The sequence below is a fragment of the Vibrio casei genome (assembly GCF_002218025.2).
Classification (GTDB): Bacteria; Pseudomonadota; Gammaproteobacteria; order Enterobacterales; family Vibrionaceae; genus Vibrio; species Vibrio casei.
Genome location: NZ_AP018680.1, coordinates 2,570,823 through 2,592,014 on the forward strand (window position 1 = coordinate 2,570,823; position 21,192 = coordinate 2,592,014).

Consider the following 21,192-nt stretch of genomic DNA (forward strand, 5'->3'; position numbering starts at 1 on the left):
ATAACGACCAATTTATCACTAAAAAAGGCTTACCTCTTAAGTAAGCCTTACTTCTTTTACTACCATATAGCCTAAACTATTAGCGCGGTCGTACACCAAGAGTATGGCAAAGTGCATACGTCATTTCTGAGCGATTTAGCGTGTAGAAATGGAAATCCTTCACCCCTTCACGACTCAGTGTTCTAACCATATCAATCGCTTGACTTGCCCCGACCATTTGGCGAGTCACTGGATCTTCATCTAAGCCTTCGTATTGTTTCGCCATCCAGCTTGGAATACGTACATTGGTCATGTCAGCAAAGCGCTTTGCTTGTTTATAATTAGACACTGGAAGAATGCCCGGAATAATTTCAACATCAATCCCTGCGTTCACACAGCGATCACGGAAACGAAGGTAGCTTTCTACATCGAAGAAAAATTGAGTAATTGCACGATTTGCACCGGCATCTACTTTACGTTTTAGGTTAATCAAATCGGCTTGAGCATTTTTCGCTTCGGGATGAACCTCAGGATAAGCCGCCACCGAAATATCAAAATCTGCCACGCCTTTTAGCAGTTCAACAAGATCCGATGCATACATATCTGGTTTACCGCCGCCGACCGGTAAATCACCACGTAATGCCACAATATCGCGAATACCATTATTCCAGTAATCTTTTGTGATTTCTTTTAATTCATCACGAGAGGCATCAATACACGTTAAGTGTGGTGCAGCGATTAAACCTGTCTGATCTTTAATTTCTTTAATAATAGAGTGAGTACGGTCACGCTCACCAGAATTAGCGCCATAAGTGACTGACACAAATTTAGGTTGAAGTGTTTTAAGACGATGAATTGAGCTCCACAACGTTTCTTCCATTTTTTCGCTACTTGGCGGAAAAAATTCAAAAGACACATTAATTTTACCAGCCAGATCGGCAACATTATGGTTTAGTGCGTCAATATGACCTGCGTGTGAATAACTCATGTTCTGCTCCCTGTGGCATCACCACTTTAACGACTCAATCTAAAAACAACTTAATGTGAAAACGATCCTTTTCACTAACGGGTTCTACCCAAAATATGTGCTTATCGTAAGATGAAAATTCATATAGACGTCTATATGTCCAAATAATGTCTTGAATACTATACGAAGTCAACGATCTAAACATGAATTTTATTCATGACGATAAAAAACAAGGGTTCATTCAAAAAAAATACCACCTCAAAACTGAGGTGGTATTAAATACAAAATGCACTGATCTTTATATATTTATAAAATTTTACAATAAGTTAGATAAGCGATTCAAATCTGACTGTAATGCCCCTGCAGTGACTGCTCGACCGGCACCTGGGCCACGAATCACTAAGGGATTATCTTTGTACCATTTACTTTCAATGGCAAAAATATTATCACACGGTAATAAATTGGCTAATGCATGCTCTGGTGACAGCGCTTCCACGCCGACCGTTGCTTCTCCATTTCGATTTAAGCGAGCAATATAACGAAGCACTTTACCTTCTTTTTGTGCTTTAGCGAGGCGCTCAGACAGTAATTCATTCAACACTTTGCCATGTTCAAAAAAGTCATCAGTTGAAATATGTTGAAGCGCTTCAGGCACTAAAGACTCTACTTTGACACTTTCAGGTTCAATATCTAATCCTGATTCACGCGCCACAATCACGAGCTTTCTCATGACATCGGAGCCATCTAAGTCAGAGCGCGGATCCGGTTCCGTTAAGCCTTGTTGCCAAGCCAGATCGACCAAGTCGGTAAATGGGATTGAGCCATCAAATTGCTGGAATAACCATGACAATGTACCTGAAAAAATACCTGAAACGGCGGTAATTTCATCACCACTATTGCGTAAATCACGAATAGCATAGTTAACGGGTAACCCAGCCCCCACTGTAGCGTTATATAACCAATGGCGGCCAGTTTTCTCAAATGCATCAACCACTCTTTGGTAAGCATCACTGGAGGAAGAGCCAGCTACTTTATTCGCACAGATTAAGTGCATTCCATGTTCTGCTATTTTAGCGTATTGCGCCGCAAGCTCAGGGCTGGCAGTCACATCCATGACCACCACTTCATCGTATTCAGACTGATGAGCAAGTGTTTGTAGCCAGGTTTTACCATCATTACTGAGCCCTTCGTCATCAAAACGAAGAAGGGCTTGTTTCGGATCGATACCTTTTAAATCTAACCAATAGGTTTGACTATCTACTATCGCCACCAAATCAAAGCTCATGCCCCGACGTTTTTCTAATTCCGTTTTTTGTTCAGCAAATAACGATAACCAACTTGAGCCAATATTTCCTTTACCACACAGAGCAATTGCTACCCTTTTTTGCGCTTGGAACAATTGAGTATGAACATCAATCACCAACTTTGCTACGTCGGTTTTTCGCAAAACAGCCACAAGGCTTAAACTCGACTCAGAAATAAATTCAACCGGTGCACTTTTAAGTTGTTGATAAAACCCGTAGCAATGATTCGGATTAATCATAACGCCAGCGCCAACCGCCGCCACCATGGAATAACCTTCCTTCAATTTAATTTCAGCGCCCACCGCAGTGTCTTGCAGATACGCTAATGCACTCGATGCAATCTCAACCGTATACGCAAGTGAAAGGCAGCCTTGATCGGATTGCGATTGTATGGCTAATGGCTGAAGTTGAGCACGAGTTAACGAGCGAATCACTTCCGATTCTAAACGAGCAAAATCATGCCCTGACCCAAAATGGATCTGCACCAATAAGATTTCATCCAGAGAAGTAATGATCTTTGCACCACGACCAGAAGCAAGTACACGCTCAATACGTGTGGAGCCCGATTCAGGCTGATAGCTGCAACGTAAGCTCAGGTCCATGGCACTTTGTGCCACAGGCTGCAAAGTTCGGCTATGGAGTACTGGGGCCGCTAAACGAGCCAATTCACTCGCTTCATCTAAGCGTAACAAAGGTAACAAGCACGCATCGTTTACTTTACGCGGATCAGCACTGTAAACCCCGGCAACATCACTCCAAATCGTGACTCGAGCGGACTCTGATAATGCACCAATGACGGTTGCAGAATAATCCGAGCCATTACGGCCTAATAAGACGGTTTCTCCAGCATCATTACGAGCCATGAACCCCGTAATAACTAAACGACGCTTACCGTGCTGAGCAAAGATTTCTTTCAATAGCGGTAATGAACGAGCACGCTCGACTTCAGGCTGTGCACCACGCTCGGCCCGTAAGAAATCACGAGAATCAATTTGTGTCGCTTCCATATCTAAATGGCACAACAATGATGCTAATAATCGTGAAGACCACACCTCACCATGACCGAGCACCGCTGCATAAGCCACACTCGTAATCGGCCCATTTAAATCACTTAATACTAAAAATTCTTGATTCAATGTTTCAAGTAACGGCGTTGCTTTCTCTTCAGGGAGAAGCTCTTCAATTAACCCAATCTGAAACTGGCGCAACTGCTGCAAAATTTCATGCGCAATACGGCCATCTTTTTCCAAAGCCGCTAGCCAATCGATCAAACGATTAGTTGTACTGCCGGCGGCAGAAACCACAATTAAATCACCGGGGTTTGAATATTCATTTAAAATATTGGCGACTCGTTTGTAGCATTCTGGGTTAGCTAGACTACTACCACCAAATTTGTGTAACTGACGAGCGGATGTCATTTACGCTACCTCTTGTGCTTTTATGAAGGCTTGCTCTAAATCAGCCACTAAGTCCTGACTGTCTTCTAATCCAACCGAAACACGTAAAAGTAACGGTGAAATCCCCGCTTCTTCTTGCGCTTCATCTGACATAGCTCGATGGGTCATCGAAGAAGGATGACAAATCAAGCTCTCTACTCCGCCAAGTGATTCCGCGAGAGAAAATAATTCTAAATGACCCACAAATGCTTTGAGTTGATCCATACTGCCATTTATTTCAAAACTCAACATTGAACCAAAACCACGTTGTTGGGCTTTGGCAATCTCATGACCAGGATGCGTTGGTAAACTTGGGTGATAAATGGTCCCCACCAGCGCTTGAGTTTGTAAGTACGCCAATAAAGTCTGAGCACTTTCTTCGTGCATTTTCATACGTACCGCTATGGTTCTCAAGCCACGCAACGTCATATAACTGTCAAATGGTGTACCCGTTGCTCCTATGCAATTTCCCCACCAAGACAATAATTCCACGTGCGCTTCACTTTTGGCAATAATAACTCCACCAATCACATCTGAATGACCATTAATGTATTTCGTCGTGGAATGAATAACAAAGTCAGCACCAAGGGTTAATGGCTTTTGGTACACGGGTGTCAAAAAGGTATTATCCACAGCCACCAACGCACCCACTTCTTTTGCTTTTTGGCATGCTTTGGCAATATCGACCACCCGTACCAGTGGATTTGATGGGGTTTCTAATAAAATTAGCTTAGGCTTTTTAGCAATAGCGGCGTCAAATTCAGTTTGGTTAGATTGATCAACAAATTGAACCTTAAAGTCGCCTTTTTGTGCACGAGTATTAAACAGACGATAAGTACCACCATAACAATCGTGCGGCGCTACAATCAAATCATCCGGACCTAAAAACGCTGATATCCATAGGTTTAAGGCCGCAGTACCACAGTTAGTGATCACAGCACCAGAACCCGATTCTAATTCTGATAATGCTTGCTCTAGTAAACCACGGTTAGGATTTCCTGAACGGGTATAATCGTATTTTGGAACTTCACCAAAAGCTGGAAAACCGTAATTGGTTGAAAGGTAAATCGGTGGGACAACAGCGTGATATTGGGTATCGGATTCGATACCAGTGCGAACCGCAACAGTCGCTGGCTTTTTAGAACTCATCGGCTTATTCCTTCCAGTTGCTGAATCCTTCCATTATAGAAATACAGCAATCACTTATCATAAATACGAAAATGCGAACAACAATCTTAGCGCTTTTTCAACGAGTATCGAGCTTTTCCGCTACTTTATCCCCTGAAAACCAAGACGTCAAGACCTCCAGCCATCTAAGCGTCTTTACTTGTGGCGGTACATGCCGCTAAAATTCATATTCAGCCAATATTGATAAATAACAAATAACGAAGGTGTGTGATGGCAGATTGGAATGGTGAATACATTAGCCCATATGCAGAGCATGGAAAGAAAAACGAACAAGTCAAAAAAATAACGGTTTCAATTCCGCTTAAAGTACTAAAAATATTAACGGATGAACGAACTCGTCGCCAAGTTAATAATTTGCGCCATGCCACCAACAGCGAATTGTTATGTGAAGCATTTTTACATGCTTATACAGGACAGCCACTGCCAACTGATGAAGATTTAAGAAAAGATCGCCCTGATGACATTCCAACAGAAGTAAAAAGACTAATGACGGAAATGGGGATTGAATTTGAAGCGTTCGATGATTAAGTAATTCGACCTATTCATCATACGGATAAAAACAATAAACCCGCTCACATTTTATTTTGAGCGGGTTTTCTTTTGCTCGAAATCGGAAAACCGAACTCTAGAGCCTTAACTCATATTATTTATATTGCTCTGGAAGCTCAATTCTAGCCACGCCAGACTCTACCGCGGCACGCGCAACAGCGCCAGCAACACGTGGTAGTAATCGAGGATCCATTGGTTTTGGAATAATATAGTTAATACCAAACGACAAATCATCTACGCCAGCTGCTTTTAACACTTCAGCAGGAACGGCTTCTTTTGCCAATTGACGGATCGCTTCCACTGCGGCCAGCTTCATTTCAGTATTTATTTCACTGGCACGTACATCTAATGCGCCACGGAAAATAAATGGGAAACAAATAACGTTATTCACTTGGTTCGGATAATCACTGCGCCCCGTCCCCATGATTAAGTCATTACGCACTTTATGCGCTAATTCAGGCTTAATTTCAGGATCAGGATTCGAACAAGCAAATACGATAGGTTTGTCGGCCATTAATGCCAATGCTTCTGGTGGTAATAGATTAGGGCCTGAAACCCCTAAGAATAAATCGGCCCCCTCGATCACGTCTTCTAGCGTACGCATGTCAGTGTTATTCGCGAACAATAATTTGTATTCGTTCAAATCATCACGGCGAGTATGAATCACACCTTTACGATCAAGCATGTAGATTTTCTCGCGCAAGGCTCCACACTTAATCAACAATTCCATGCACGCTACTGCCGCCGCACCCGCACCTAAACACACTATTTTGCATTCTGATAATTTCTTACCTTGTAGCTCAATCGCGTTTAACATTCCCGCAGCCGTAACAATCGCAGTACCGTGTTGGTCATCATGAAAAACCGGCACATCACAGCGTTCAATCAATTGACGCTCAATTTCAAAACAATCTGGCGCTTTAATATCTTCTAAGTTGATGCCACCAAATGTATCGGCAATATTGGCAACGGTATCGACAAATTCATCAATGGTACGGTGCTTAACTTGAATATCGATAGAATCTAATCCAGCAAAACGTTTGAACAATAAGGCCTTCCCTTCCATCACAGGTTTTGAAGCCAGTGGGCCTAAATTACCCAATCCCAAAATAGCGGTACCATTTGAAATCACGGCAACCATGTTACCTTTTCCGGTGTACTTGTAGGCATTATCAGGATTCAGCGCAATTTCACGAACAGGCTCAGCCACACCCGGGCTGTAAGCTAAAGCTAAATCTTCTGCCGTATCTGCAGGTTTCGTGAGTGCAATCGCAATCTTTCCTGCCGTAGGGAAGGCATGATAATCAAGAGCTTGTTGGCGAAAATCATTTTGTTGCTGATCATCTGACATAGTTAGGTATTCCTGCAGTATCGGTAATAGAGAGGGGAATATTAATAGATTGCCTAGTAAGTTCCTAGTCAATACCATTAATTTCCAACAAGAAAAAAGGGACGCCATTGGCATCCCTTTCAAATTCTGTCGAACACTAAAAATATTTTTTAGAGTAAGATTATTTTTTGCTGCTAAGTGCACCAAAACGCTTGTTGAAGCGATCAACACGGCCGCCAGTATCTACGATACGTTGCTTACCAGTGTAGAATGGGTGACATTTGTCACATACGTCTAGGTGAATTGATTCTTTAGCTAGAGTAGTGTTGAACTCAAATGCGTTACCGCAAGAACAAGTTGCTGCTACTGCTTTGTATTCTGGGTGGATACCAGTTTTCATAGGACAAACCTTATAATTGGTCCGTATCGCTATCTAGTTCTTACTATTTACGCTTCAATAAGAAAACAAAAAAGTAGCCAGACACCATACGTTGTTTTTAAAAATGATACAGAAATCTGTATCGTTCGAGGCGCAGTATAGTAATGAATCCGCATCAATCGATCAACACATTTGGTCTATTTTCCAACAATATTTAAGTTTTATATCACTAAGCAGTGTTTTATCATAAGCTTGGATTCACCAGTTTATGTACTACAAGGAACCTCCCTCGCCATATGCAACCCACTATCGCTCAAGTTGCCTTACCTATCCCATTAGATAAGTGCTTTGACTATTTAGTTCCTAACTATCTTTTCCCTGTCATCGGTGGGCGCGTTTCGGTTCCTTTTGGCCGTCAAACATTAACTGGCATCGTCATTGCTTTGGGAAACACTTCAGACTTCCCGATCGAACAACTCAAGCCCATTAAATCCTGTTTAGATAGCCAACCTGTTTGGCCAAAACCTTTATACCAACTGTTGCAATGGTGTAGCCAATTTTATCAATATCCACTAGGAGATACTCTGGCGATGGCGTTACCCTCTTTACTCAAAAAAGGGAAACCTGCCGACTTTGCCAGCTTAAAACAATGGCATATTACCGAATCAGGAAAAAATCAATTAGTGGCGGGGTTTGGTCGAGCACACCTGCAAGCTAAAGTGGTACGAATGTTAGAAAACGGCCCGCTATCACATCAAGCCATGATCGAGGAAGACGTTAGCAGCAGCACTTTGAAAACATTGCAAGATAAAGGCTGGATTGAGGCAGTGCATACTCAACCTAAAAAAACCTCTTGGCCACCAAACATTGAGAACAGCCAGCTCAGGCCACAATTAAATGAAGAGCAAGCCATTGCCGTTGCCACGATCAACAACCATCAAGGTTTTGGCTGCTATTTAGTGGATGGTGTAACCGGTTCTGGCAAAACAGAGGTTTACTTAAACCTAATAAAACCCGTTCTAGATAAAGGAAAACAAGCGTTAGTCTTAGTACCTGAAATTGGTTTAACGCCACAAACGATTAATCGCTTTAAACGCCGCTTTAATGTGCCAGTAGAGGTCATGCATTCGGCATTAAACGATACCGAACGCCTTAATGCCTGGTTATCTGCTCGCGATAAAAATGCCGGTATTGTGATTGGTACTCGCTCGGCCCTTTTTACTCCTTTTGCCGATCTCGGTATCATCATTGTTGATGAAGAGCATGATGCCTCTTATAAGCAGCAAGATACATTGCGCTATCATGCGAGAGATGTCGCGGTTATGCGAGGCCATAAAGAAAACATTCCCGTCGTGTTAGGCTCGGCAACCCCTGCACTCGAAACGCTACACAATGCACAAACCGGGAAGTATCATTATTTAAGCTTGAGTAAACGTGCTGGAAATGCACAAGCAGCGACTCATAATGTTCTTGATATTAAAGGCTTATATCTAGAAGGTGGATTGTCAGCACCACTGATTGCGCAAATGCGTCGTCATTTAACCGCCGGCAATCAAGTCATGCTATTTTTGAATCGTCGTGGTTTTTCGCCTGCGTTGATGTGCCATGAATGCGGTTGGATTGCTGAATGTAAACGCTGTGATGCCTACTATACCTTTCATCAAGGTAGCCAAGAAATACGCTGCCATCACTGTGGTTCACAAAAACCGATTATTCATCAATGCCAAGGCTGTGGTTCCACGCAACTTGTTTCTGTCGGAGTGGGTACCGAGCAACTGGAAAAACAACTTGAACTGCTTTTTCCAGAATACAAAACCATTCGAATAGATCGTGATAGTACTCGCCGTAAAGGCAGTTTAGAGAGTGCTTTAGAGTCTATTCGCAAAGGTGAGTACCAAATTTTAATTGGCACACAAATGCTCGCTAAGGGACACCATTTCCCCAATGTGACACTCGTCGGTTTACTCGATGTGGATGGGTCATTGTACAGCAGTGATTTCCGTGCATCCGAAAGGCTCGCACAATTATTTATTCAAGTAGCAGGAAGAGCCGGGCGTGCAAGTAAACCCGGAGAAGTATTGCTGCAAACTCACCACCCCGAACACGCTTTATTGCAATCTCTATTGCATAAAGATTATCAGCATTTTGCCAAAACTGCGTTGGTAGAAAGAAAAATAGCGCAATTACCGCCTTTTACGTTCATTACACTGATTCGAGCGGAAGGCAATGACAACAATACCGTCGAAGCTTTTTTACGACAAGTTCGCCACACATTAGAAGCCAATCCTCTCTATGATGACAACTGTTTGGTATTAGGGCCAATGCCCGCACCTCTCGCCAAGCGTGCCGGAAAATTTCGCTGGCAGTTAATGTTGCAAGTTTCGACTCGAACATTAATGCAACGATTACTGGCCTCTTCAAAGCCAGCAGTCCAACTTTTACCTTCAGCTAAAAAAGTTCGCTGGTCATTCGATGTTGAACCACAAGATTTAAGCTAAACGTCTTAACGCCTAAAACAAAACCATTCTATGTGACGCACATCACCATTATTATGTAAGATTTGTCAGGCACATGGTGTTAACTACTTAATTTAACGAATAAAATATCAACATAACAGCCAGAAGTCGTTAACATATGGGATAACAGATCCTTTATTTTGCTTATATCGTCGTGGTAATTTTTGCATATAAGCCTACGGTGCCTATTTAGGCATAATAATGTAATACATAGAGAGGAATTTTATGGCGACAATGAAGGAAGTTGCCCAATTAGCTGGGGTATCAACGGCAACGGTATCAAGAGCCTTGATGAATCCGGAAAAAGTATCGATCTCGACTCGAAAGCGAGTGGAAGATGCGGTATTAGAATCGGGCTATTCCCCCAACTCATTGGCTCGTAATTTACGACGTAATGAATCCAAAACCATCATTGTTATCGTACCTGATATTTGCGATCCTTATTTTACTGAAATTATTCGTGGTATTGAAGACACCGCCGCCGAGTATAATTACCTAGTGTTACTGGGTGATAGTGGCCAACAACTCAAACGTGAAAGTACCTTTGTTAACCTCGTTTTTACCAAGCAAGCTGATGGTATGTTACTGCTTGGTACCGATATTCCGTTTGATGTTAGTAAACCCGAACAAAAAAACTTACCCCCCATTGTCATGGCTTGTGAATACGCACCAGAGCTTGAATTACCCACGGTGCATATCGATAACTTAACCGCTGCTTTTGATGTGGTTAATTATCTCACTCAGATGGGTCATAAACGCATTGCGGAAATGTCTGGCCCCACAGAGGCCACATTGTGTCACTTCCGTCACCAAGGTTACCAACAAGCACTAAGACGCGCAGGCATTGAAATGAACCCAGCTTATCAAGCCTTTGGTGATTTTACGTTTGAATCAGGCGTTCAAGCCGCCACTAAATTGCTGTCACAACCAGAGCCTCCCACTGCCATTTTTTGTCATAACGACAGCATGGCTATTGGTGCCATTCAACAGGCGAAAAAACAAGGTTTCCGTATTCCTCAAGACCTATCTATCGTCGGCTTTGATGATATTCAGTTTTCGCAATATTGCGATCCCCCTTTGACAACCATTGCACAACCAAGATATGAAATTGGCAAACAATCTATGTTAATGCTATTGGAAATGTTGAAAGGCAGAGAAGTACAGGCCGGTTCTCGTTTGTTAGAAGCCAATTTAGTCATTCGCAATAGCGCCGCACCACCTCACTCATAAATAGTCTTAGATAAATAGAATCGTAAGTGAGTATAGACACGAATATTGTGGAAAAATTACGCATATTCGTGCCTATACTCCATCATTAATCGTGGTATTGAAAAAAATTCTGGATTACCATATGGCTCCTTTTTTATTCTATTGAGTTGTTGATATATCGTGGCTAATCGAGATTACGTAAGAAAAACCCCAGCTCCTAGCAAAAAAAATAACAATAGAAATCAAAGAAGACCTGCGCAAAAAAAGAAGTCAGCACCTCGTGCGATTCCTTGGAAAGCCGCCATCATTGCGGTGATATTATTAGCAGGATTGATTGCGTTGTTATCAATGCTAAGCAATGATCCAGAACCTACTCAGCCAGAAATCAGCGTGCTCCCTATCGCGCCAAAGCCGAAGCCAAGCAACTCTTTACCGCCTGCGCCTAAAGAGCAGTGGGATTATATGAAAACACTTCCACAGCGTGAAATCGAAGTTCAAGCCAAAGAAGTCGTTGTACCTAAAATTCCATATATTATGCAATGTGGTGCTTACAAAACTTCCGCGCAAGCTGAACAACGTAAAGCTAATATCGCTTTTCAAGGTTTAAGCAGTAAAATCGTCAAGTTAGAAGGCAGTAGTTGGTATCGAATTATCCTAGGCACTTATAAGTTCAAACGTGATGCAGTAAAAGATCAACATGTACTGCAACGCGCCAAAATTGAACCTTGTATCATTATGAAAAACACGTTGAAATAACGTATCAATTTCATCTTACTGAATGAAAAGAGCCATTTTCTGGCTCTTTTTTATATTCCTACGTTTCTCCTTGAATAGCAGCACCATTCAATATCCTCAACCCCACTGAAGTTGAGTAAAGATAAGTGAGTTAAATATCGCCCCCTTGAATTCTTTTATCGCCAACCTCATATGATCTAAAACAGCACAATAACTAAGAGGTTTCTCGTGACTACCATTGTATCTGTACGCCGAAATAATAAAGTCGTCATCGCCGGTGACGGACAAGTCTCACTTGGCAATACCGTCATGAAAGGCAATGCAAAGAAAGTTCGCCGTTTGTATCACGATAAAGTACTCGCAGGCTTTGCCGGTGGTACTGCTGATGCTTTCACCTTATTTGAGCGCTTTGAACGCAAGCTAGAAATGCATCAAGGTCACTTAACCAAAGCGGCCGTTGAATTGGCCAAAGAATGGCGTAGCGATCGCGCATTAAGAAAATTAGAAGCTTTACTTGCCGTCGCCGATGAAACCGCTTCCTTAATCATCACCGGCAATGGCGATGTAGTTCAACCAGAAAACGATCTAATTGCCATTGGTTCTGGTGGTAACTTTGCACAAGCAGCCGCTATCGCATTACTTGAAAACACCGATTTAGAAGCTCGTGATATTGCTGAAAAAGCCTTAAATATTGCGGGAGATATTTGCGTATTCACCAATCACCACCATACGATTGAAGAATTATAGTCACATCATTAAATCAGCTTGATAACTTATGCATTAAGTCTCTAAGACACTGAATATCAAGCTTTAACCTGAGCCAAAAGGCTCCCCATGATTAGGTAAAAGGATAAATTTATGTCTGAGATGACTCCTCGTGAAATTGTTCACGAACTCAATAAACATATTATTGGTCAAGATAAAGCCAAACGTGCTGTTGCCATCGCTTTGCGTAACCGCTGGCGTCGAATGCAACTCGATGAAGGTTTGCGCGCGGAAGTTACCCCAAAAAACATCCTCATGATTGGCCCAACCGGTGTGGGTAAAACTGAAATTGCTCGCCGTTTAGCAAAACTGGCCAATGCGCCTTTTATTAAAGTGGAAGCAACAAAATTCACTGAGATTGGCTATGTTGGTAAAGAAGTTGAATCGATCATTCGTGATCTTACTGATGTTTCGATTAAGCTAACTCATCAGCAAGAAATGGAAAAAGTAAAATTTCGTGCTGAGGAGCAAGCTGAAGAACGCATCCTTGACGCCTTGTTGCCACCACCTCGTGAAGGCTGGGGACAAGATGAAGCATCCCAAGACAGCACCTCGAATACTCGCCAAGTTTTCCGTAAAAAATTGCGTGAAGGCACGTTAGACGATAAAGAGATTGATGTTGAAGTAGCCGCGCCACAAATGGGCGTTGAAATTATGGCCCCTCCAGGTATGGAAGAAATGACCAATCAATTACAGGGCATGTTCCAAAACCTAGCCGGAGATACAAAAAAAAGCCGTAAGATGAAAATCAAAGATGCTTTCAAGGCCTTAACCGAAGAAGAAGCGGCCAAGTTGGTTAACCAAGAAGATCTTAAAGAACAAGCTATCTATAATGTTGAGAATAACGGCATCGTTTTCATCGATGAAATAGATAAGATCTGTAAACGTGCCGACCAAAATAGTGGTGGTGGCGAGGTCTCTCGTGAAGGCGTTCAGCGTGATTTGCTTCCTTTAGTTGAAGGCAGCACCGTGTCAACCAAACATGGTATGGTTCGTACCGATCACATTCTCTTTGTCGCATCTGGTGCATTCCAAGTGGCTCGCCCATCTGACTTAATTCCAGAACTACAAGGCCGCCTGCCAATTCGTGTAGAACTTGAAGCCTTAAGCAGTAATGATTTCAAGCGCATTTTAACCGAACCGAATGCATCATTAACCGAGCAATACTGCGCATTAATGGCCACGGAAAAAGTAGACATCGATTTTACCGAAGATGGCATTACACAAATCGCAGAAGCGGCTTGGCAAGTTAATGAAACAACCGAGAACATTGGTGCTCGTCGTTTACATACCGTAATGGAGCGCTTGATGGATGAGATATCTTTTGATGCGACCGACAATCCTGGCATGAAAGTGTCGATTAATGGCGATTATGTCAAACAACGTTTAGGTGACTTTGTTGCCGATGAAGATTTAAGTCGCTTTATCTTATAATCTTCTCTCATGACAGATAAAAGCTCGCTTTCAGCGAGCTTTTTTTGATTTCTGACATATCACACATTAACAACAACTTGATATACTTAGATTATTCACCTTAACTGTATAACAATATGAAATCATCATTTGCTATTTGGCTCGATGCCGCCAGACCTAAAACCTTATTACTTGCTATTGCCGCTATTGCGACAGGTAGCAGCCTTGCCTATGCGGACGGCCATCTTTCCTTTGCTATTTCATTTTTGGCCCTACTCACAGCAACACTACTACAAATTTTATCCAACCTAGCTAACGACTATGGCGACACGGTTCAAGGTACCGACAATGAAAACCGACTTGGTCCCATTCGTGGTTTACAGCTGGGTGCCATCACTCAATCTGGGATGAAAAAAGCCATTGCTGCCAATATTGCACTGATCATTCTCAGCGGTTTAGCGTTGGTCTTTTATGCCCTACAAAGCCCAACCAGTATCATGGCATTTATTGGCTTAGGTTTACTTTCTATTATCAGTTCGATTGCTTACACCATGGGCAGCAAACCTTACGGATATGTGGGTCTAGGCGATATTTCGGTCTTCTTATTCTTTGGTTTATTGGCGGTACTAGGAACTTATTTCTTACATACTGGCACAGTGCATTTTTCACTATTATTACCAGCCATCGGCTCTGGGCTATTTTCAATGGGAGTATTAAACATCAATAACATGCGTGATGTGGAAAATGATACTGCCAGTAATAAACGCACCCTAGTCGTCAGAATTGGGACAGATAAAGCTAAGTGTTACCACTTAACACTACTCACATTTGGTTGGTTAACACTGGCGAGCTACCTATTTACGCATATTCAACCAATATGGCCCGCATTCTTAATGTTATTCCCACTCATATTGATCATTAAACACGGTAAAGCCATTTGGAACATTCAAGAAGCGAAAGAATTTATTCCCATGATGCCAGACATGGTTAAGTGTGCTTTTATCGCCAATATTATGTTTTCAATCGTATTAGTCATCGGCAATTTTTAAGGTGTATAATGACTGCTCAGCTTCGTAATCAGATCAAACTCTAGGCACGAAAGTGAGCTTTGTCATTGCAAAGCAATATTGACCCTATATACTCGTTAATCATCCCCCGCAAAGAGAAAAACCACTATGGAATATAATACCTCTGCATTGTGTGATATTTACCAAGACCAAGTTGATGTTGTTGAGCCTATGTTCAGTAATTTTGGTGGGTTAAATTCATTCGCTGGACAAGTAACCACAGTGAAGTGCTTTGAAGACAACGGCATTATTCGCTCAATTTTGCAAGAAGATGGGACTGGGCGTGTGTTATTGATTGATGGGGGTGGCTCACTGCGTCGTGCATTAATCGATGCAGAAATTGCAGCCATTGCAGAAGATAATGATTGGGAAGGCCTCGTGGTTTACGGATGCGTTCGTGAAGTCGATGAGCTAGAAGAAATGCAAATTGGCATCCAAGCGATTGCTTCTATTCCTGTTGGTGCGAACCAAGCCAATATCGGTGACATTGATGTTCCTGTTAATTTTGGCGGTGTGACTTTCTTGCCTGAAGATTTCTTATATGCAGACAGTACAGGCGTCATTTTATCTCAAGAACCTTTAGATATTGATCTTGAACTTAATGATGAAGACATCGAGAATATCGACGATTAATGCCCTATTTATCTAACAATTAAAATGTAAGATAAATAACCCGCATAAAAAAACAGAGCACAAAGCTCTGTTTTTTTATGCTCAATGAACAAGAAGATCTTATTCAACGTCATCCATTTTACCCAGCAAGTTACGAATACGTTCTTGCCATGCTTGTTGCTCTTGGCGTAACGTTTGAGTTTGTTGCTCAAGCTCAACACGGCCTTCTTTCAACTCACCAGCTTCAACAATAAGCTGCTCGTTCCTTTCTTTAAGCTCTTCTACTTCCATTTGCAGTAATGCAATGGTGTCAACTGCAGTTTGAATTTTAACTTCTAGCTGTTCTAATACTTCGAAAGACATCTCGGATACCTGTGTAATGATCATGATGAATGGCAGCCGGATGTTATTAACAATGACACAGCTACCACAAGCGTTACCCACATTCTACTCAGCTTACTTTCAAGCGCCACACTCTTATTCAACTATTTATGCCTATATGCTCAAAAAAACAACAAACCTTACCAAATTATGACATTTACCTTCCAATACAGGACTAATTCGCACTTAAACCATCGTGTTATTTGAATATCTCTATTCAAAAAATCCCCATATTCAAATAACGTCAAAAAAGCAAACGTTACCGTTTCGGCTGTGATAAAATCGGCCGCACAAATTTTTCCTCTTTGTTTTGTTTGGAGTCAGTATGAAACGCGATTTAGCATTAGCATTTTCTCGAGTTACAGAAGGTGCTGCGCTTGCCGGATATAAATGGTTAGGCCGTGGCGATAAAAATGCCGCCGATGGCGCTGCAGTTGCCGTTATGCGTACCCTACTGAATGATACGGAAATCAGCGGTGAAATAGTCATCGGTGAAGGTGAGATCGATGAAGCACCTATGCTTTATATCGGTGAGCAAGTTGGCCTAGGCGGTGATGCGGTTGATATTGCAGTGGATCCTATCGAAGGCACGCGCATGACCGCGATGGGCCAGTCAAATGCCCTTGCCGTATTAGCCGCTGGAGAGAAAGGTAGTTTCTTAAAAGCACCCGATATGTACATGGAAAAATTAGTCGTAGGTCCTGCTGCAAAAGGTTGTATCGATCTTGCTAAACCTTTAGAAGAAAATATTCACAATATCGCAAAAGCCTTAGGCAAATCGTTAAATGAATTAACCGTGATTACTTTAGCAAAACCTCGCCATGATGACATGATTGCCAAAATGCAGAGTATGGGTGTTCGTGTTTTCGCCGTGCCAGATGGCGATGTGGCTGCTTCTATTCTAACGTGCATGCCAGACAGCGAAGTCGACATGATGTATTGCATCGGCGGCGCCCCTGAAGGCGTGGTTTCTGCCGCAGTTATCCGTGCGCTCGATGGTGATATGCAGGGGCGCTTACTGCCCCGCCATGAAGTGAAAGGGGATTCGGATGAAAACCGTGCACATGGCGAACTTGAGCTTCAACGTTGTGCCGAAATGGGCGTTAAAGCCAATGTGATTTTAAAAATGGATGACATGGCTCGTAGTGATAACGTGGTATTTGCGGCCACTGGCATTACCAAAGGTGACTTGCTGGAAGGTATTACTCGCCAAGGTAATATTGCCACCACGGAAACCTTAGTTATTCGAGGCAAAAGCCGCACTATTCGTAGAATTAAGTCGATTCACTACTTAGAACGAAAAGATGACGCGGTAAAACAGCACATATTATAGTTCTGCAACCAATACCATTCGTCTTAAAAACGCAGCTTCCGAGTTGCGTTTTTTACTTAGCCGTACCGTAAACTATCAATAACCCCTAGGATATTTGCATTATTTTTATTTTGATCCATCATATAGCAAGGTCATCAAAGGCAATGCAATGAAAACATCTGACAAAATCCTTAACAGAATCAAACGTGAAGGCAAGATCACTGCTCGCCAATTGGCGGAAGAATTATCGATCACGTCGATGGGAGCGCGTCAACACCTTCAAGCCTTAAGAGATGACGGCCTTTTGTCGTATTCAGATGTAAAAGTAAAAGTGGGCCGCCCAACTCGCCACTGGTCTTTAACAAAAAAAGGTCATCGTCTTTTTGTTGACCGCCACCAAGATCTCACTTTAGATATTATCGGGGCCGTTCAGCATGCCTTTGGTCAACAAGGAATCGACATCATCACCGCAGAACGTGAGAAAAAAACGTTTCAAGCTTACCAAAAACAGCTTGCATTCAGTCCTACTATCGAACAGAAACTGCAAAAATTAACCGATTTACGTGAAGCCGAAGGTTATATGGCTGAACTTGAAAGCAATGAACAAGGCTATATTTTAACCGAAAATCACTGCCCTATTTGTCACGCCGCCAAACATTGTCCAAACTTATGTCAGTCGGAACTCAATATTTTTCAACAATTGTTTGAAGACGAATGTATTATTGAGCGACAAGAACACATCATAGAAGGTGCTCATCGCTGCCTGATCCGCTCCAGCTGTTTTGGACACTGAGTTAAGTGAGTACAATCACTAACGAGGTGAACAATGACAACTAAGAAAACTAGAATTAAACATTCCCCTGAATTTAAAGCAGAAGCCCTAAAACTAGCAGAGAGAGTGGGAGTAGCTGCGGCTGCAAGGCAGCTTTCTTTACATGAATCTCAAATCTACGGGTGGCGGAAGAACTCGAAGAAAGACACCAATACTAGTCAGCGAGAACAAGAGCTAGCCGCAGAGGTTGCCAAGCTCAAAAGGCAGTTGGCTGAGCAAGCAGAAGAGCTAGAAATTGTAAAAAAGGCCGCCACCTACTTCGCGAAAAATCTAAAGTAAATTGCTACGAATTTATGCTCGAACACCTGATGTACTTCAATATTGTACGTATGGCTAAGGTATTCGGGGTATCCCGAAGTGGGTTTTATTACTGGGTTAAACATCGCCATAAGGCTAGCCAACGCGAGGCAGTTCGCCAAGAGCTTGATACAAAGGTCAAAGAAGCTTTTGATAACAGCAAAGGCCGAGATGGCTCAAGGCGAATCCAAAAAGAACTGTCTGAGAGCGGTGATAACCACAATGTGAAAACCATTGCGGCCAGTATGAAGCGTCAAGATTTAACGCCGAAAGCGGCACGTAAATTTAAGTGCACGACAGACAGCAAGCATCAAATGCCAGTTGCTCCAAACTTGCTGGCTCAGAACTTTAACGCAGCGGCTCCGAATGAAAAATGGGCGGGAGACATCACCTATGTTGCGACAAGCGAAGGCTGGTTGTACTTGGCAGTAATTATTGACCTTTACTCAAGACAAGTAATCGGATGGTCTATGGATACCAGAATGACGGCTACGCTGGTCTGTGATGCTCTATCAATGGCTTTGTTCCGTCGCGAATTTCCTGAGCAGGTTATCGTTCATAGTGATCGAGGTAGTCAGTACTGCTCAAAAGATTATCGAGACCTCATAACTGTTTATAATCTAAAGCAAAGTATGAGTAGGAAAGGAAACTGCTGGGACAATGCTTGTGTTGAGAGCTTCTTCCATTCGATGAAAGTTGAAGCGATCCAATATGAGCCGATTATGACGAGAGACCAGATGCGTCAAACGATCTTCGAGTACATAGAGGTTGATTATAATCGGACAAGAAGGCACAGTGCTCTTGGGTATCTAAGCCCTGTTAACTTTGAACAGCAAAATGTCGCTTAATGAAGTGTCCAGTCTGGCTGGAGCAGATCAGCCGTTATCAAATAACACCGTTAATAAAATAGAAAATCAATCGCCCTATTGTGAATACTCTACGCTTTAACACACGAAGAGCAGCTTCTTTTTATCGACCCTTTAACTAAAAGTCATTGCCTGTGAATTCAACGACATCTCCCTCTGCTGCTCATCAACTCTTTAGCCAAACTTGGCCGATGCTATTTGGCGTATTGTCTTTAATGAGCTTCCAATTAGTCGACAGTGCCTTTATTGGGCAGTTAGGTGTACTACCTTTAGCAGCACAAGGTTTCACTCAACCAATACAAATGGTGATCATTGGATTACAAGTTGGACTGGGTATCGCCACAACGGCCATCATTTCAAGAGCCTTAGGGGAAAACAAAACCCAATATGCCCAGCAACTCGGGGGGCTAGTCGTCATTATTGGTGCGGTCGGTATTGCGCTTTTTTCCTTGATTATTTATGGCTTAAAAAATCCAATTTTAGAGGCATTAGGCGCGCCAGAGACCATTGAGCCTATTGTGCACAGTTATTGGATTTATTGGCTATTCAGTTCGTGGTGTGGAGCATTGCTGTATTTTTTCTATAGTTTATGCCGCGCCAACGGTAACACCATGCTTCCCGGTATCATGATGATGGTGACGAGCTTATTAAATATTGCGCTCGATCCTCTCTTCATTTTTACATTTAACATGGGAATAAATGGCGCCGCAATCGCCACTATTATTTCATTTTCGATAGGTATTGCCGTGGTAATGCCGACCGTCTTTGCTAAGCATTGGATGTCTTTTGATTGGCACAATTTAAATGTGCCCAAAAGTGTCACTTCATTGGCTTCTATCATGGGCCCCGCCATGATCAGCCAATTACTTCCTCCAGTATCTTCAATGCTCGCAACAAAATTACTGGCAAGTTTTGGAACTACGGCCGTGGCAGCCTGGGCGATAGGATCTCGTTATGAATTTTTTGCTATTGTCGCGGTACTCGCATTAACCATGTCAATGCCTCCCATGGTGGGTCGATTACTGGGTGCAAAACAATTCGATCAAATAGAAAAGCTCATCAGTATTGCGATTCGATTTATTCTTTTATTCCAACTTGCGATTGCCGCTCTCACTTTCTTTGGCGCAAATTTTCTCTCGAATTTAATGACCAGTGATAAAGACGTTTCTATCATCCTTCATTGGCACCTCACATTATTGCCCGTCAGCTTAGGGACGCTTGGGATTTGCATGCTCATGGTGTCGCTTTCCAATGCGATTGGGCAATCTTATTACGCGTTATTAATTTCAGCATTGCGCTTGTTTGTCTTCTTCTTACCTTGCTTATGGTTAGGCGCAAAATTAGGCGACATTGAAGGGTTATTTATGGGCGCATTACTTGGTAATATTTTAGCCGGCGTAAGTGCTTGGATTATTTTTAAAAAGAACTTTGCGCGTCTTACTAAAAAACTCGCCTCTTGAACCTTACCAGAAAAAATGGCACCCCTACATCTAGGCTCCGTTTCCCTTCTATCTCCTATTCGAACTAAGAAGAGAAATCGGAGCCCATTTATTCCCACTCACACACCCTAGATTAAAAGTTCGTCACTTTTTGGAAACAGCTGCGATCCATATCTCGAATATTGACGGTTAAGCTTTCAACAAACTCCGCTTTTTCTTGCAAGGCAGACATCAGTAATTGGGCAAGTGCGTTTTTCTGTTCCTCATTTCGTCCCTCTAGCAATTCCAACGTAATATGAATAAAATCAGCACTGTCATCTAAATCCCCCACTAACCAATGATGTATTCTAATCATTCTCGACTTAATATCACTCACCTCAAATAAATCACTTTGAATCGTCACTTGATGCAAATCTTCTAACAAAGCTTGAACATTAACGCGTTCTTCAATCGAATTTGAATATTCCATAACAACATGTGGCATTGTAATTTCCTTTTATAAATTATCAGTGAATGAAAACCTCATCAACATAACGCATTTCTACTATATTCCCACCATTACACCCTATTTTTGCCTACAAACTCACGAGGAAAAAACACAGTCTATCAACTCACT

Annotated in this window: 19 protein-coding genes; 12 read left to right on the top strand and 7 right to left on the bottom strand. The window is 42.3% G+C overall.

The window, feature by feature from the left end; translation table 11 throughout:
- Positions 1-79 precede the first annotated feature (79 nt).
- The 3 genes from metF to VCASEI_RS12045 all read right to left on the bottom strand — a co-directional run bounded on the left by metF (position 80) and on the right by VCASEI_RS12045 (position 4,835).
- Positions 80-967 (bottom strand): methylenetetrahydrofolate reductase, encoded by an 888-nt coding sequence (gene metF / locus VCASEI_RS12035; RefSeq protein WP_089110413.1) that lies wholly within the window; start codon positions 965-967, stop codon positions 80-82.
- A 295-nt stretch (positions 968-1,262) separates the two neighbouring features.
- Entirely contained in the window at positions 1,263-3,668 is a 2,406-nt protein-coding gene (locus VCASEI_RS12040; protein WP_089110412.1) for a bifunctional aspartate kinase/homoserine dehydrogenase II, read from the bottom strand.
- A complete protein-coding gene (locus tag VCASEI_RS12045) occupies positions 3,669-4,835 on the bottom strand; it encodes an O-succinylhomoserine (thiol)-lyase (protein WP_086960413.1) in 1,167 nt (388 codons plus the stop codon). It abuts the gene before it with no gap.
- 249 nt (positions 4,836-5,084) lie between these two features.
- Here VCASEI_RS12045 and metJ point away from each other — a divergent pair, with 249 nt between their 5' ends.
- Positions 5,085-5,402 (top strand): met regulon transcriptional regulator MetJ, encoded by a 318-nt coding sequence (metJ, locus tag VCASEI_RS12050; RefSeq protein WP_086960414.1) that lies wholly within the window; start codon positions 5,085-5,087, stop codon positions 5,400-5,402.
- 115 nt (positions 5,403-5,517) lie between these two features.
- Here the strand turns inward: metJ and VCASEI_RS12055 are convergent, their stop codons facing one another.
- The gene (locus tag VCASEI_RS12055; RefSeq protein WP_089110411.1) at positions 5,518-6,774 is read right to left on the bottom strand and encodes a malic enzyme-like NAD(P)-binding protein; all 1,257 of its coding nucleotides are present in this window, start codon (positions 6,772-6,774) and stop codon (positions 5,518-5,520) included.
- Between the two features lie 160 nt (positions 6,775-6,934).
- A complete protein-coding gene (rpmE, locus tag VCASEI_RS12060) occupies positions 6,935-7,153 on the bottom strand; it encodes a 50S ribosomal protein L31 (RefSeq protein ID WP_017025369.1) in 219 nt (72 codons plus the stop codon).
- 275 nt (positions 7,154-7,428) lie between these two features.
- Here rpmE and priA point away from each other — a divergent pair, with 275 nt between their 5' ends.
- From priA to rraA, 7 genes are all read left to right on the top strand, one after another.
- Positions 7,429-9,630, top strand: coding sequence for a primosomal protein N' (gene priA, locus VCASEI_RS12065; protein WP_086960416.1), 2,202 nt, complete (start codon positions 7,429-7,431; stop codon positions 9,628-9,630).
- A 243-nt stretch (positions 9,631-9,873) separates the two neighbouring features.
- Positions 9,874-10,878: a DNA-binding transcriptional regulator CytR gene (gene cytR, locus VCASEI_RS12070; RefSeq protein WP_086960417.1), complete on the top strand. Its 1,005-nt coding sequence runs from the start codon at positions 9,874-9,876 to the stop codon at positions 10,876-10,878.
- Positions 10,879-11,037: 159 nt separating this feature from the next.
- Positions 11,038-11,613, top strand: a complete 576-nt coding sequence (locus tag VCASEI_RS12075) for an SPOR domain-containing protein (RefSeq protein WP_086960418.1) — start codon at positions 11,038-11,040, stop codon at positions 11,611-11,613.
- A 207-nt stretch (positions 11,614-11,820) separates the two neighbouring features.
- Entirely contained in the window at positions 11,821-12,339 is a 519-nt protein-coding gene (gene hslV / locus VCASEI_RS12080) for an ATP-dependent protease subunit HslV (RefSeq protein WP_086960419.1), read from the top strand.
- A 111-nt stretch (positions 12,340-12,450) separates the two neighbouring features.
- Positions 12,451-13,791 carry an HslU--HslV peptidase ATPase subunit gene (gene hslU, locus VCASEI_RS12085; RefSeq protein ID WP_086960420.1) on the top strand — a complete coding sequence of 447 codons (1,341 nt, stop codon included), beginning with the start codon at positions 12,451-12,453 and terminating at the stop codon, positions 13,789-13,791.
- Positions 13,792-13,907: 116 nt separating this feature from the next.
- Positions 13,908-14,819: a 1,4-dihydroxy-2-naphthoate polyprenyltransferase gene (locus VCASEI_RS12090; protein ID WP_086960421.1), complete on the top strand. Its 912-nt coding sequence runs from the start codon at positions 13,908-13,910 to the stop codon at positions 14,817-14,819.
- A gap of 126 nt (positions 14,820-14,945) precedes the next feature.
- Positions 14,946-15,470: a ribonuclease E activity regulator RraA gene (gene rraA, locus VCASEI_RS12095; RefSeq protein ID WP_086960422.1), complete on the top strand. Its 525-nt coding sequence runs from the start codon at positions 14,946-14,948 to the stop codon at positions 15,468-15,470.
- Between the two features lie 99 nt (positions 15,471-15,569).
- Here rraA and zapB read toward each other — a convergent pair whose 3' ends face one another.
- Complete coding sequence (gene zapB, locus VCASEI_RS12100) at positions 15,570-15,812, bottom strand: cell division protein ZapB (RefSeq protein ID WP_086960423.1); 243 nt, start codon at positions 15,810-15,812, stop codon at positions 15,570-15,572.
- Positions 15,813-16,155: 343 nt separating this feature from the next.
- On the opposite strand from zapB, the gene glpX reads away from it, so the two are divergent.
- The 4 genes from glpX (at position 16,156) to VCASEI_RS12120 (ending at position 20,597) form a co-directional block, all read left to right on the top strand.
- Positions 16,156-17,163, top strand: a complete 1,008-nt coding sequence (gene glpX, locus VCASEI_RS12105) for a class II fructose-bisphosphatase (RefSeq protein ID WP_086960424.1) — start codon at positions 16,156-16,158, stop codon at positions 17,161-17,163.
- A 148-nt stretch (positions 17,164-17,311) separates the two neighbouring features.
- Complete coding sequence (locus tag VCASEI_RS12110; RefSeq protein ID WP_089110410.1) at positions 17,312-17,935, top strand: helix-turn-helix transcriptional regulator; 624 nt, start codon at positions 17,312-17,314, stop codon at positions 17,933-17,935.
- Between the two features lie 33 nt (positions 17,936-17,968).
- A protein-coding gene (locus VCASEI_RS12115) for an IS3 family transposase (RefSeq protein WP_110957783.1) occupies positions 17,969-19,119 on the top strand; the annotation gives its coding sequence in 2 pieces (ribosomal slippage) (positions 17,969-18,212 and positions 18,212-19,119; 1,152 coding nt in all).
- A gap of 152 nt (positions 19,120-19,271) precedes the next feature.
- On the top strand, positions 19,272-20,597 hold the full coding sequence (locus VCASEI_RS12120) for an MATE family efflux transporter (RefSeq protein ID WP_174208760.1): 1,326 nt from the start codon (positions 19,272-19,274) through the stop codon (positions 20,595-20,597).
- A gap of 112 nt (positions 20,598-20,709) precedes the next feature.
- On the opposite strand, the gene VCASEI_RS12125 is transcribed toward VCASEI_RS12120, so the two are convergent.
- On the bottom strand, positions 20,710-21,060 hold the full coding sequence (locus tag VCASEI_RS12125; protein ID WP_089110614.1) for a 5-carboxymethyl-2-hydroxymuconate Delta-isomerase: 351 nt from the start codon (positions 21,058-21,060) through the stop codon (positions 20,710-20,712).
- Positions 21,061-21,192: the final 132 nt, after the last annotated feature.

What these genes read in the sequence shown, in the direction of transcription:
- zapB (WP_086960423.1), bottom strand. Translation starts at nt 15,812, where the DNA reads ATGTCTTTCGAAGTATTAGAACAGCTAGAAGTTAAAATTCAAACTGCA.
- glpX (WP_086960424.1), top strand. Translation starts at nt 16,156, where the DNA reads ATGAAACGCGATTTAGCATTAGCATTTTCTCGAGTTACAGAAGGTGCT.
- cytR (WP_086960417.1), top strand. Translation starts at nt 9,874, where the DNA reads ATGGCGACAATGAAGGAAGTTGCCCAATTAGCTGGGGTATCAACGGCA.
- VCASEI_RS12055 (WP_089110411.1), bottom strand. Translation starts at nt 6,774, where the DNA reads ATGTCAGATGATCAGCAACAAAATGATTTTCGCCAACAAGCTCTTGAT.
- metJ (WP_086960414.1), top strand. Translation starts at nt 5,085, where the DNA reads ATGGCAGATTGGAATGGTGAATACATTAGCCCATATGCAGAGCATGGA.
- VCASEI_RS12090 (WP_086960421.1), top strand. Translation starts at nt 13,908, where the DNA reads ATGAAATCATCATTTGCTATTTGGCTCGATGCCGCCAGACCTAAAACC.
- VCASEI_RS12110 (WP_089110410.1), top strand. Translation starts at nt 17,312, where the DNA reads ATGAAAACATCTGACAAAATCCTTAACAGAATCAAACGTGAAGGCAAG.
- hslU (WP_086960420.1), top strand. Translation starts at nt 12,451, where the DNA reads ATGTCTGAGATGACTCCTCGTGAAATTGTTCACGAACTCAATAAACAT.
- VCASEI_RS12040 (WP_089110412.1), bottom strand. Translation starts at nt 3,668, where the DNA reads ATGACATCCGCTCGTCAGTTACACAAATTTGGTGGTAGTAGTCTAGCT.
- rpmE (WP_017025369.1), bottom strand. Translation starts at nt 7,153, where the DNA reads ATGAAAACTGGTATCCACCCAGAATACAAAGCAGTAGCAGCAACTTGT.
- VCASEI_RS12125 (WP_089110614.1), bottom strand. Translation starts at nt 21,060, where the DNA reads ATGCCACATGTTGTTATGGAATATTCAAATTCGATTGAAGAACGCGTT.
- priA (WP_086960416.1), top strand. Translation starts at nt 7,429, where the DNA reads ATGCAACCCACTATCGCTCAAGTTGCCTTACCTATCCCATTAGATAAG.
- rraA (WP_086960422.1), top strand. Translation starts at nt 14,946, where the DNA reads ATGGAATATAATACCTCTGCATTGTGTGATATTTACCAAGACCAAGTT.
- VCASEI_RS12045 (WP_086960413.1), bottom strand. Translation starts at nt 4,835, where the DNA reads ATGAGTTCTAAAAAGCCAGCGACTGTTGCGGTTCGCACTGGTATCGAA.
- metF (WP_089110413.1), bottom strand. Translation starts at nt 967, where the DNA reads ATGAGTTATTCACACGCAGGTCATATTGACGCACTAAACCATAATGTT.